Source organism: Pantoea sp. GABEPS69 (assembly GCF_045780835.1).
Classification (GTDB): Bacteria; Pseudomonadota; Gammaproteobacteria; order Enterobacterales; family Enterobacteriaceae; genus Pantoea; species Pantoea septica.
On record NZ_CP118618.1, the window covers coordinates 3402338 to 3414439 of the forward strand.

10 protein-coding genes and 1 riboswitch are annotated in these 12102 nt (G+C 63.1%); of the genes, 7 read left to right on the forward strand and 3 right to left on the reverse strand.

The annotated features are described in order from the left end of the window. Nucleotide 1: 1 nt before the first annotated feature. On the forward strand, nucleotides 2-1405 hold the full coding sequence (leuC, locus tag PVE98_RS16625) for a 3-isopropylmalate dehydratase large subunit (RefSeq protein WP_096072565.1): 1404 nt from the start codon (nucleotides 2-4) through the stop codon (nucleotides 1403-1405). Between the two features lie 2 nt (nucleotides 1406-1407). Further along, nucleotides 1408-2013 (forward strand): 3-isopropylmalate dehydratase small subunit, encoded by a 606-nt coding sequence (gene leuD, locus PVE98_RS16630; protein WP_048785141.1) that lies wholly within the window; start codon nucleotides 1408-1410, stop codon nucleotides 2011-2013. Between the two features lie 177 nt (nucleotides 2014-2190). Here leuD and PVE98_RS16635 read toward each other — a convergent pair whose 3' ends face one another. Both PVE98_RS16635 and PVE98_RS16640 read right to left on the reverse strand, forming a co-directional pair. Beyond that, nucleotides 2191-3369 (reverse strand): MFS transporter, encoded by a 1179-nt coding sequence (locus PVE98_RS16635; protein ID WP_096072564.1) that lies wholly within the window; start codon nucleotides 3367-3369, stop codon nucleotides 2191-2193. Beyond that, nucleotides 3335-3604, reverse strand: a complete 270-nt coding sequence (locus PVE98_RS16640; protein WP_127908368.1) for a hypothetical protein — start codon at nucleotides 3602-3604, stop codon at nucleotides 3335-3337. The genes PVE98_RS16635 and PVE98_RS16640 overlap by 35 nt, the downstream gene beginning before the upstream one ends. Before the next feature lie 16 nt (nucleotides 3605-3620). On the opposite strand from PVE98_RS16640, the gene sgrR reads away from it, so the two are divergent. The 4 genes from sgrR to thiQ all read left to right on the forward strand — a co-directional run bounded on the left by sgrR (nucleotide 3621) and on the right by thiQ (nucleotide 8733). Beyond that, a complete protein-coding gene (gene sgrR / locus PVE98_RS16645; RefSeq protein ID WP_096072563.1) occupies nucleotides 3621-5282 on the forward strand; it encodes an HTH-type transcriptional regulator SgrR in 1662 nt (553 codons plus the stop codon). A 35-nt stretch (nucleotides 5283-5317) separates the two neighbouring features. After that, a riboswitch (TPP riboswitch) is annotated at nucleotides 5318-5410 on the forward strand. 44 nt (nucleotides 5411-5454) lie between these two features. Then, nucleotides 5455-6441 carry a thiamine ABC transporter substrate binding subunit gene (gene thiB / locus PVE98_RS16650; protein WP_033749464.1) on the forward strand — a complete coding sequence of 329 codons (987 nt, stop codon included), beginning with the start codon at nucleotides 5455-5457 and terminating at the stop codon, nucleotides 6439-6441. Continuing rightward, nucleotides 6417-8027, forward strand: a complete 1611-nt coding sequence (gene thiP, locus PVE98_RS16655) for a thiamine/thiamine pyrophosphate ABC transporter permease ThiP (protein WP_033749462.1) — start codon at nucleotides 6417-6419, stop codon at nucleotides 8025-8027. The genes thiB and thiP overlap by 25 nt, the downstream gene beginning before the upstream one ends. Continuing rightward, nucleotides 8011-8733, forward strand: a complete 723-nt coding sequence (gene thiQ / locus PVE98_RS16660) for a thiamine ABC transporter ATP-binding protein ThiQ (RefSeq protein WP_033749461.1) — start codon at nucleotides 8011-8013, stop codon at nucleotides 8731-8733. Before thiP ends, thiQ begins: the two co-directional genes overlap by 17 nt. Here the strand turns inward: thiQ and PVE98_RS16665 are convergent. Next, nucleotides 8710-9474, reverse strand: a complete 765-nt coding sequence (locus PVE98_RS16665; RefSeq protein ID WP_096072562.1) for a DedA family protein — start codon at nucleotides 9472-9474, stop codon at nucleotides 8710-8712. The genes thiQ and PVE98_RS16665 overlap by 24 nt on opposite strands. Before the next feature lie 154 nt (nucleotides 9475-9628). Here PVE98_RS16665 and polB point away from each other — a divergent pair, with 154 nt between their 5' ends. Next, complete coding sequence (polB, locus tag PVE98_RS16670) at nucleotides 9629-11989, forward strand: DNA polymerase II (protein WP_096072561.1); 2361 nt, start codon at nucleotides 9629-9631, stop codon at nucleotides 11987-11989. Nucleotides 11990-12102: the final 113 nt, after the last annotated feature.

A 12102-nucleotide genomic window follows, 5' to 3' on the forward strand; every position in this document is an offset into this window, starting at 1 on the left:
AATGAAAACTTTATACCAGAAGTTATTTGATGCACATGTCGTTCACGAAGCGCCTAACGAGACGCCGTTGCTCTATATCGATCGTCACCTGATTCATGAGGTGACGTCGCCGCAGGCCTTCGACGGTCTGCGCGCCCACGGCCGCAAAGTGCGTCAGCCGTCGAAGACGTTCGCCACCATGGACCATAACGTTTCGACCCAGACCAAAGATATCAACGCCTCCGGCGAAATGGCGCGCATCCAGATGCAGGAGCTGATGAAGAACTGCGCCGAGTTCGGGGTGCAGCTCTACGATCTGAACCACCCGTTCCAGGGGATCGTGCACGTCATCGGGCCGGAGCAAGGCATGACGCTGCCGGGCATGACCATCGTCTGCGGCGATTCGCACACCGCTACCCACGGCGCGTTCGGTTCGCTGGCTTTCGGCATCGGCACCTCGGAAGTCGAGCATGTTTTCGCGACCCAGACGCTGAAGCAGGGTCGCGCGAAGACCATGAAAATCGAAGTGCTGGGCGACGCCGCGCCGGGCATCACCGCGAAGGATATCGTGCTGGCGATTATCGGGAAAACCGGCAGCGCGGGCGGCACCGGCCACGTGGTGGAGTTCTGCGGTCCGGCTATCGAAGCCCTGAGCATGGAAGGTCGCATGACGCTGTGCAATATGGCGATCGAGATGGGTGCCAAGGCGGGCCTGGTGGCGCCAGACGACACCACATTTAACTATCTGAAAGGCCGTCAGTTCGCGCCGCAGGGCGAGAAGTGGGAGCAGGCGGTAGAATACTGGCGCACTCTGAAGTCGGACGCAGGCGCGCACTACGACGCGGTGGTAACGCTGAACGCCGCCGATATCGCGCCGCAGGTGACCTGGGGCACCAACCCGGGCCAGGTGATCGCCGTGGACGAGCTGATCCCGAACCCGGCCTCGTTTGCCGATCCGGTTGAGCGCGCCTCAGCTGAGAAGGCGCTCGCCTATATGAATTTGCAGCCGGGCATCCGCCTGACCGACGTGGCGATCGACAAGGTATTTATCGGCTCCTGCACCAACTCGCGCATTGAAGATCTGCGCGCCGCAGCGGCCATCGCCAAAGGGCGCAAAGTCGCGCCGGGCGTAGTGGCGATGGTGGTGCCAGGCTCCGGTCCGGTGAAAGCGCAGGCGGAAGCGGAAGGCCTGGACAAAGTTTTCCTCGAAGCCGGTTTCGAATGGCGCCTGCCGGGCTGCTCGATGTGCCTGGCGATGAACAACGACCGCCTGAATCCAGGCGAGCGCTGCGCCTCGACCAGCAACCGTAACTTTGAAGGTCGCCAGGGCCGCGGCGGACGTACTCATCTGGTCAGCCCGGCGATGGCCGCCGCAGCCGCTGTTTCCGGCCACTTTGCCGATATCCGTGAACTGACAGGAGCATAATCATGGCGAATAAATTTACTCAGCATACCGGCATCGTCGCCCCGCTGGACGCGGCGAACGTCGACACCGACGCCATTATTCCCAAGCAGTTCCTGCAGAAGGTGACGCGCACCGGCTTTGGCGCCCATCTGTTTCACGACTGGCGCTTCGATGACGACGCCGGCACCGTGCCGACCGCCAGCTTTGTGCTGAACAAGCCTGAGTTTCAGGGCACCAGCATTCTGCTGGCGCGCGAAAACTTCGGCTGCGGTTCGTCGCGCGAGCATGCGCCATGGGCGCTGACCGATTTCGGTTTTCACGTGGTGATTGCGCCGAGCTTCGCCGACATTTTTTACGGCAACAGCTTTAACAACCAGCTGCTGCCGGTGCGCCTCAGCGACGAGCAGGTGGACGAGATGTTTAAGCTGGTGGCGGCGCAGCCGGGCATCCGCTTTACCGTCGATCTGGAAGCGCAGACGGTAACGGCAGGCGACAAAGTCTACTCGTTCGAGATCGATAGCTTTCGTCGTCACTGCATGCTGAACGGCCTCGACAGCATCGGCCTGACGCTGCAGCACGAAGCGGCGATTACCGATTACGAACAGCGCCAGCCTGCGTTTTTGAATTAAGGCATCGCTGTTTGCAGGTCAGGAGCTAACGCGAGTGGCAGGGTCCGATCGCAAAGTCGCTAAACGCATCCCTGCTCGCTCGTCCCGCACCATCCCTGGTGCGGGACGCTTTGCTCTTCGGACCCAGCCACCCGCGTTTTAAGCTTTAGCGCTGCCTGTAAGAAAAACAGTGCCCTCTTAGACGTTCTTCACGCGCGCCGACATGGCGAACGCCGCGACGGCCAGCCCCAGCGCCAGCCAGTACACCGCAATATGCCCGAAGCGCTCGCTCAGCGTCCCCTGAATCACGCCTGCCAGAATCATCCCGGTCGAGATAGAGTTGGTGAACATGGTAGTCGCCGCGCCCGGCCGACCCGGCATCAGATCCTGAAACCACAGCATGCCGATGCCAGCGATAATGCCGACAAACACCGCGTTAAACAGCTGTAGCGCCATCAGCGCCGTCTGCGAAGCGAACATCGCCAGCCCGGCGTAAAACAGAATGCCCGCCGCCACCGCGATCAACATCAGATTGCGCTTGCCGACGCGCTTCGCGTAGTGCCCGGCCAGCAGCATTACCGGGATCTCCAGCCCGGCCGCTGTCCCCATCAGCAGACCCGCCAGCTTCTCCGGCAGACCGAGCGTGACGCTGATATAGAGCGGCATATCGATGATATACATGGTATTGCAGGTCCACATCGTTACCGAGGCGATAAACAGCAGGCGCACGTCGCGGTCGCGCCAGCCGCTCAGCGGCATGCCGCCGCTCCTCATCAGCGGCTCGGCGCGCGGCACCGACGGCAAGGTGAACTTGATCAGCAGGATACAGACCAGAAACAGCGCGGCCGCCACCAGAAAAAGCGTCACAAAGCCGAAGTTAAGCGCCAGCGCGAACGACAGCGGCGGACCGATTACCCAGGCGAGCGAAAGCTGCGCGCGCATCACCGAGCTGAACATCACCGCTTCGCGCGCCGACTGGTCGGCATACTCGCGCGCCAGCGCGAAAATCTGCGGCATCGACACGCTGGCCAGCGCCGAGAGCAGCACGCCAAGGGTAATCAGCGTCAGGTAGTGGCGGGTAAAGGCGAACAGCAGCGCGTTGCAAAACGCCATCGCGCAGCAAAAGAGGATCAGCGTACGACGATCGCCGCGGCTGTCGGAGCGCTTTGCCACCAGCATGCTGACCACGATGCCCGCGATGGCGTTGACGGTAAAAAAGAGCCCGACCCAAAGGGGACGCGCCTGCACCTCGCGCGTCAAAAACAGACTCAGCGTCGGCGCCTGCAGCGCGCCGGCGACGCCGATCATAAAAGAGGCGGCCATAAAGGCGAGAAAGACCGGATTAATACGGCGCTTCCGGGTTAACGGCGACTTCATAGCGAGATCCCTTTGCGGTGGCGAGAGCAGGAAAAACAGGAGAAAGGATTCTAGCGCAACAGAAAAAAGCCAGCAGGAAAAATCTCTGCTGGCGGTGTAATTGCACCCTACTCAGAAAAGATCCCGCCGCAGCGGCATCATGGTCGAGCGCCATTCCGTGCGGAATGCCTCCCGCTCTTCCAATAGCGCTAAGTTTGCCCGTAATATGAGGCAGGAAAAACTGAGCGCTTTTCACAGGGAGTTCCTCTTTTATGTCCTCATCACGCCTTAAGCAGCAGTTCATCCGCCTGTGGCAAAGCTGCCAGGGCGAAAGCCAGCTGGTTACGCTCAGCGAACTGGCCGAACGGCTGCACTGCTCGCGTCGCCATATGCGCAACCTGCTGAATGCGATGCAGGAGGCGGGCTGGCTCACCTGGCAGGCCGAGGCGGGACGCGGCAAGCGTTCGCAGCTCAGCTTCTGCTACACCGGCCTGGCGCTGCAGCAGCAGCGCGCCGAGGATCTGCTGGCGCAGGATCGTATCGATCAGCTGGTGCAGCTGGTCGGCGACAAGGCGGAGGTACGCCAGATGATCCGCGCCCATCTCGGCCGCAGCTTCCGCCAGGGCAAACATATTCTGCGCGTGCTCTACTACCGCCCGCTGCTTAACCTGCTGCCCGGCTCGCCGCTGCGCCGCTCCGAAACCCATCTGGCGCGGCAGATTTTTAACGGTCTGACGCGTATAAATGAGGAAAACGGGGAAGTCGAGGCGGATATCGCCCATCACTGGCAGGCGATATCGCCGCTGCACTGGCGTTTTTACCTGCGCCCGGCGATCCGCTTTCATCATGGCCGCGAGCTGGAGATGGCGGACGTCACGTCGAGCCTGGAACGCCTGCGCCCGCTGCCGCTCTTCTCCCATATTCGACGCATCGATTCGCCCGCGCCCTGGACGCTGGATCTCCATCTCAGCGAACCGGACGACTGGCTGCCCTGGCTGCTCGGCAGCGTCAGCGCCATGATTCTGCCGCGCGAATGGCCGCAAATGCGCGACTTCGCGCGGCATCCCGTTGGCACCGGCCCCTATCGCGTGGTGCGCAACCAGCAGAGCCAGCTGAAGATCGAGGCGTTTGACGACTATTTCGGCTTTCGCGCGCTGATTGACGACGTCTCAATCTGGGTACTGCCGGAGATCAGCGACGAACTGGTCTACTCCGGCGTGCGTCTCCAGGGCGCCGCCGAGGATGAAAAGTCGGAAGAGAGCCGCCTTGAAGAGGGCTGCTATTTTCTCCTGTTCGATCAGCGCTCCGCCCTGGGACGCGATGCCGACGTCCGGCGCTGGCTCTGCCATTTGCTGAATCCCATCGCGCTGCTCAACTATGCCGAGGCCGGCTATCAGCGCTACTGGTATCCTGCCTACGGCCTGCTGCCGCGCTGGCACCACCGCCGCGATTTGACGCCAGCGACCAGGCCGCCCGGTCTGGAGAGCCTGACGCTGACCTGGTACAGCCAGCACGTCGAGCATGAGGGCATCGCCAATGCGCTGCGCCCACTGCTGGCGCAGCACAATGTGCGGCTAATTACCCGTGCAGTCGACTATGAAACCTGGCATCAGGGCGAGGCGGAAAGCGACGTCTGGCTCGGCAGCGTCAACTTCACTCTGCCGCTGGAGTATGCGCTGTTTGCCCAGCTCTACGAGATCCCGCTGCTGCATCACTGTCTGCCGCTCGACTGGGAACAGGACGCCGCGCGCTGGCGGCGCAAAGCGCTGCCGCTCGCCGAATGGAGCAAGCGGCTGCTCGACGCGGATGGTTTGCATCCGCTGTTTCATCACTGGCTGCTGCTGGAAGGTCAGCGCAGCATGCGCGGCGTGCGGCTCAATACGCTTGGCTGGTTCGACTTTAAATCCGCCTGGTTCGCGCCGCCGACGCTGTGACGCTTTCCCCCTGGCGCCGAAATGTCTAGAATGAGCCGTTCTCAACGGGGTGCCTGCGAAAGGCTGAGAAAAACCCGTCGAACCTGATTCGGTTAATACCGACGTAGGGATTTGAGAGGCTGCTACGCTCAGATCCTTTGCGACTCATAACAACTCTCCCCTGGAGCGCAAAGTGGTTAAACAGATTCTCCCTCTGCTGATGTTGCTGTCCGTGCCGGCGCTGGCGGCAAAACCAGCCCTGACCGTCTACACCTACGACTCCTTCTCCGCCGAATGGGGCCCCGGCCCGGCGGTGAAAAAAGCCTTTGAAGCGCAGTGCGGCTGCGAGCTGCGCTATGTGGCGCTAGAAGATGGCGTCTCGCTGCTGAACCGCGTGCGCATGGAAGGCAAGAACAGCAAGGCCGACGTGGTGCTCGGCCTCGACAATAATCTGCTGCAGGCGGCGCAGCAGACCGGCCTGTTCGCCAAAAGCGCGGTCGATCTCCATAACCTGACGCTGCCGGGCGGCTGGCAGGATCAAACCTTCGTGCCCTTTGACTACGGCTACTTCGCCTTCGTTTATGACAAAACGCGCCTTAAAAACCCGCCGACCAGCCTGAAAGAGCTGGTGGAAAGCCCGGAGAAATGGCGCGTGATCTATGAAGATCCGCGCACCAGCACGCCGGGTCTGGGCCTGCTGCTCTGGATGCAGAAAGTCTACGGCGACAGCGCGCCGCAGGCCTGGCAGAAGCTGGCGCAAAAAACCGTTACCGTGACCAAGGGCTGGAGCGAAGCCTACGGCCTGTTCCTGAAAGGCGAAGGCGATCTGGTGCTAAGCTATACCACCTCGCCCGCCTATCACCTCATCGAAGAGAAAAAAGAGAACTACGCCGCCGCGCCGTTTGCAGAAGGTCACTATTTGCAGGTTGAAGTCGCCGCGCAGCTTGCCGGCAGCAAGCAGCCGAAGCTGGCGCAGCAGTTTATGCAGTTTATGCTGACGCCCGCCTTCCAGAACGCCATCCCGACCGGCAACTGGATGTATCCGGTCATTAAAAGCGAGCTGCCAGCGGGTTTCCAGACGCTGAGCGTGCCGCAAACCGCGCTGCAGTATAGTCCGCAGCAAGTGGCGCAGCAGCGCCCAGAGTGGATTAACGCATGGCAACGCGCCGTCAGCCGCTAATCCCGCTGTGGATGGTGCCGGGCAGTGCCGCCGCGCTGCTGCTGTGCGGCGTGGCGCTGCTGGCGTTCGGCGCGCTCTGGGCCAGCGCGCCGGCAGGCGACTGGCGTGGGCTGCTGCATGATAGCTATCTGCGCCACGTGGTGCGCTTCTCGTTCACCCAGGCGCTGCTCTCCGCCCTGCTGTCGCTGCTGCCCGCGATCCCGCTGGCGCGCGCCCTCTACCGCAGGCGTTTTCCCGGCCGTCAGCTGCTGCTGCGCCTTTGCGCCATGACGCTGGTGCTGCCGGTGCTGGTGGCGGTCTTCGGCCTGCTGACGGTCTATGGCCGCGTCGGCTGGCTGGCGCAGCTCTGCCAGCTGTTCGGCATCGACTACCGCTTCTCGCCCTATGGGCTGCAGGGCATTCTGCTGGCGCACTGCTTTTTCAACCTGCCGCTGGCGACGCGCCTGATGCTGCAGACGCTGGAGAATATTCCAGGCGAACAGCGTCAGCTCGCCGCTCAGCTCGGACTGCGCGGCTGGCACTTATTCCGCCTGCTGGAGTGGCCCTGGCTGCGCCGACAGCTGCTGCCAACCGGCGCGCTGATTTTTATGCTCTGCTTCGCCAGCTTCGCGACCGTGCTCTCGCTGGGCGGCGGCCCGCAGGCCACCACCATCGAGCTGGCGATTTTTCAGGCGCTGAGCTACGACTACGATCCCGGCCGCGCCGCGCTGCTGGCGCTGATCCAGCTCGCCTTCTGCCTGACGCTGGTGCTGCTGAGCCAGCGCTTCAGCAAGGCGATTCCGGCAGGCAGCGCGCAGCTGCGCGGCTGGCGCGATCCGCACGATTCGCGGCGCGCGCGCATCGGCGACGGCCTGCTTATCGCGCTGGCGCTGCTGTTGCTGCTGCCGCCGCTGCTGGCGGTGATCGTTGACGGGCTGCGCGGCGTCTCGGGCGGCGCGCTGGCGCAGCCGGCGCTGTGGCAGGCGACGCTCACCTCGCTGCGTATCGCCCTCGGCGCGGGCGCGCTCTGCGTCACGCTTACCATGATGCTGCTGTGGAGCAGCCGCGAGCTGCGCCTGCGCCAGCGCCTGCTGCCTGCGCAGGTAGTGGAGACCAGCGGCATGCTGATCCTGGCGATGCCGGGCATCGTGCTGGCGACCGGCTTCTTTTTACTCTTCAACGCCACCACCGGCCTGCCAGACTCGCCCGACGGACTGGTGATTTTCGCCAACGCGCTGCTCGCCATTCCCTATGCGCTAAAGGTGCTGGAAAACCCGATGCGCGACAGCGCCGAGCGCTATTCGCACCTGTGCGCGTCACTGGGGATCGCTGGCTGGAACCGACTGCGGCTCATTGAGCTGCGCGCGCTGAAGCGTCCGCTGGCGCAGGCGCTCGCCTTCGCCTGCGTGCTCTCTGTCGGCGACTTCGGCGTGGTGGCGCTGTTCGGCAGCGCAGACTTCCGTACTTTGCCCTTTTACCTTTATCAGCAGACCGGCGCCTATCGCGGCGCCGACGGCGCGGTTACCGCTCTGCTGCTGTTAGCGATCTGTCTGCTGCTGTTTACCCTGATGGAAAAATTACCTGGCCGCCATGCTGACACTGACTAATCTGACCTACCTCTACCAGCATCTGCCGATGCGTTTCAGCTTCAGCGCCGAACGTGGCGAGCGGCTGGCGGTGCTCGGCCCCAGCGGCGCGGGCAAAAGTACGCTGCTTAGCCTGATCGCCGGCTTTCTACCGGTGAGCCAGGGCGCGCTGCGCATCGACGGTGCGGATCACGCCCATAGCGTGCCGTCGCAGCGTCCGGTATCGATGCTGTTTCAGGAGAACAACCTGTTTCCGCACCTTAGCGTGCAGCAGAACATGGCGCTGGGTCTGCATCCGGGACTGAAGCTGAACGCCGCGCAGCGGCGGCAGCTGGAGGAGATTGCCGATCAGGTGGGGTTGAGCGATCTGCTGACGCGTCTGCCGGGCCAGCTCTCCGGCGGCCAGCGCCAGCGCGCGGCGCTGGCGCGCTGTCTGCTGCGCGACCGACCGGTGCTGCTGCTGGACGAACCCTTCTCGGCGCTCGATCCGGCGCTGCGTAACGAGATGCTGCAGCTGGTGCGGCGCGTCTGCGAGGCGCGAGCGATTACCCTGTTGATGGTGTCGCACAGCCTGGAGGATGCGCAGCAAATTGCGCCGCGCAGCCTGGTGATCGTCGATGGCCGCGTCTACTGGGACGGCGCCACCGAGACGCTGCTGTCGGGCGACACGCGCGAGGCCGACGTGCTCGGCATCGCCCGCGCGTCAGGCAAAGAACACCTGCCATAACAGCTGGCGGAACAGCGGCATCATCGGATGGAACTGGATCGCTGCGAAGGCGGCGACAGCAATAACGATGCCCAGCGGCGCCAGCCAGCGCAGGCGCGCAGGCGGCAGATACGCCGTCGCCCAGTCGCGGCTTTTGCCGCTGCGCCACCAGCGCCAGCCGAGCCAGCAGCCCAGCCAGACCAGCAGCGCCACCAGCAGCAACAGCCATTTAAACGCGCCGCTCTGCGCGTCCTTCGGCACGTCGATCGCCACGCCCGCCAGAATGCCTGGCAGCAGATAGAGCGGCGGCCACAGCACGCAGCCAATCAGGTTCGGCGGCAGAAACTTGCGCACCGGCAGCTCGAGCATGCCGGCCGCCAGCGGAATCAGCGGACGCGTCGGCCCGACGAACCGTCCGACCAGAATGGTGAACATGCTGTGCTGATGCAGCGCGTGCTCGGTTTTATCCAGCAGCCCTTTGTATTTCTGCAAATATTTCCAGCGGTGCAGCGGCCCCTGAAACTTCCAGCCGATGCCGTATGAGATCCAGTCGCCCAGCAGACAGCCTACAAAGCCCGCCGCCCAGGCGGGATAAAGCCCAATCTGTCCGCTGCCGACCAGCGCGCCCAGGCTGGCCATCATCACGGTGCCCGGCAGCAGCAGGCCAACAAAGGCCAGCGATTCAAGAAAGGTCACCAGCGCAACGGCGATCAGCGCGTACTCCAGCGACTGCGTAAACAGATGTTGAATCCAGGCTTCCATAACCTTCCTTACTCACACTTTGGATGCTGGATTGTCCAGAGGCGGCACGACAGCGTCAAGGTAAGAATTGTAGGGCGACGTTGACAAAAGCGCGCCGCGCGCACTGGATAAATAACCATGTTATACTCTGGCTGTTTTTTCGTCTGGAGCCGATGTGAATACGCCCCGCGCAGGATTCCTGCTTACCCGCCACTGGCGCGACAGCGCCCAGGGCACCGAAATCGTTTTCTGGCTGGCGACGGACAGCGGCCCGCAGCGTCTGGCGCTGCCGGCGCAGGAGTCGGTCGCCTTTATTCCGTGCGACTATCAGCCGCAGGTAGAAGCGCTGCTGCGCGACGAGCGTCAGGTGCGGCTGCAGCCGCTGGCGCTGAAGGATTTTCGCCGCCGCCCGGTCTTCGGTCTTTACTGTCGTCAGTATCGCCAGCTGCAGCGGCTGGAAAAGCTGCTGCGCGAACAGGGCATTCCGGTGTTTGAAGCGGATATCCGCCCGCCGGAGCGCTTCCTGATGGAGCGCTTTATCACCGCGCCGGTATGGTTCAGCGGCGAGCCGCAGGGCGACGCGCTGGTCAACGCCCGCCTGAAGCCCCATCCCGACTATCGCCTGCCGCTGAAGTGGGTGTCGCTGGATATCGAAACCACCCAGCATGGCGAGCTCTACTGCATCGGCCTGGAAGGCTGCGGCCAGCGGCAGGTCTTTATGCTGGGGCCACCCAACGGCGACGCCAGCGCGCTCGACTTCGATCTGATCTATTTCGATACCCGTCCGCAGCTGCTGGAGGCGCTCAACGCCTGGTTCGCCGAGCACGACCCTGACGTGCTGATCGGCTGGAACGTGGTGCAATTTGACCTGCGCGTGCTGCAAAAACATGCCGACCGCTACGCCATTCCGCTACGCCTCGGGCGTGAGAGTACGCCGCTGGAGTGGCGCGAGCACGGCTTCAAGCCCGGCGTCTTTTCCGCCAGCGCGGCCGGCCGCCTGATTATCGACGGCATCGAAGCGCTGAAATCCGCCTTCTGGACCTTTCCCTCCTTTAGCCTGGAGGCGGTGTCGCAAACCCTGCTGGGCGAAGGCAAAGCGATCGATAACCCCTGGCACCGCATGGAGGAGATCAACTGGCGCTTCGCCAACGATAAGCCGGCGCTGGCGCGCTACAACCTCAAAGACTGCGAGCTGGTGACGCGTATTTTCCATAAAACCGCGATCATGCCGTTTCTGCTGGAGCGCGCCTCGGTCAACGGCCTGGCGGCGGATCGCCACGGCGGATCGGTGGCCGCCTTCAGCCATCTTTATATTCCGCGCATGCACCGCGCAGGCTTCGTCGCGCCCAACCTCGGCGAGGTCGCGCCGGAAGCGAGCCCCGGCGGCTACGTGATGGATTCCCGTCCCGGCCTCTACGATTCGGTGCTGGTGCTCGATTACAAAAGCCTTTATCCCTCGATTATCCGCACCTTCCTGATCGATCCGGTCGGACTGGTCGAAGGTCTGGCCCACCCCGACGATGCCGATTCGGTGCCCGGCTTCCGCGAAGCGCGCTTTTCGCGCCACACCCACTGCCTGCCAGCCATGGTCGAGCAGATCTGGCAGGGGCGCGAGGCGGCGAAAAAACAGGGCAATCAGCCGCTGTCGCAGGCGTTGAAAATCATTATGAACGCCTTTTACGGCGTGCTCGGCACCAGCGCCTGCCGCTTCTTCGATCCGCGCCTCGCCTCGTCGATTACGCTGCGCGGTCACGCCATTATGCAGCAGACGCGCGAGCAGATAGAGGCGCAGGGCTTTGATGTCATTTACGGCGATACCGATTCGACCTTCGTCTGGCTGAAGTCGCCGCACAGCGAAGCGGAAGCTGCCGCCATCGGCCGCAGGCTGGCGGAGCAGATCAACGCATGGTGGCGCGAACATCTGCAGCAGCAGTACGGTCTCGACAGCGCGCTGGAGCTGGAGTATGAAAACCACTTCAGCCGCTTTCTGATGCCGACCATTCGCGGCGCCGAACAGGGCAGCAAAAAGCGTTACGCCGGGCTGATTCGCGACGGCGCAAACGAGCGGCTGGTGTTCAAAGGGCTGGAATCGGTGCGCACCGACTGGACGCCGCTGGCGCAGCAGTTTCAGCAGGCGCTCTACGGTCATATTTTTCGCGGCGAGCCCTGGCAGGATTACGTGCGCGACACCGTGGCGCGGCTGCTGGCGGGCGAGCTGGACGACCTGCTGGTCTATAAAAAACGGCTGCGCCGCCCACTGGCCGACTATGAGCGCAACGTGCCGCCGCACGTGCGCGCCGCGCGGCTGGCGGATGAGCAGAACCGCAAGCTGAACCGCCCGCTGCAGTATCAAAACGGCGGCTCGATCCGCTACGTGATGGCCACCGCAGGCCCTGAACCGCTGGAGGCGCGCGTCACGCCGCTGGATTACGATCATTACGTCAGCAAGCAGCTGCAGCCGGTGGCCGACGGCATTTTGCCTTTCGTCGACGGCGACTTTGCTACACTGATTACTGGGCAGCTGGGGCTTTTTTGACAGGTGACGAACGGCCTGCCTTCCAGTACCATAGCGCCCTTCCTGCATCTCACCGCTCTTAAAACCTGACCAGACCTCCCTTTGTCTGGGGAAAAGGTATTGCCTGTGGCGGG

Coding starts and splice junctions, on each gene's coding strand:
- leuC (WP_096072565.1), top strand. CDS start 2: ATGAAAACTTTATACCAGAAGTTATTTGATGCACATGTCGTTCACGAA.
- leuD (WP_048785141.1), top strand. CDS start 1,408: ATGGCGAATAAATTTACTCAGCATACCGGCATCGTCGCCCCGCTGGAC.
- PVE98_RS16635 (WP_096072564.1), bottom strand. CDS start 3,369: ATGAAGTCGCCGTTAACCCGGAAGCGCCGTATTAATCCGGTCTTTCTC.
- sgrR (WP_096072563.1), top strand. CDS start 3,621: ATGTCCTCATCACGCCTTAAGCAGCAGTTCATCCGCCTGTGGCAAAGC.
- thiP (WP_033749462.1), top strand. CDS start 6,417: ATGGCAACGCGCCGTCAGCCGCTAATCCCGCTGTGGATGGTGCCGGGC.
- thiQ (WP_033749461.1), top strand. CDS start 8,011: ATGCTGACACTGACTAATCTGACCTACCTCTACCAGCATCTGCCGATG.
- PVE98_RS16665 (WP_096072562.1), bottom strand. CDS start 9,474: ATGGAAGCCTGGATTCAACATCTGTTTACGCAGTCGCTGGAGTACGCG.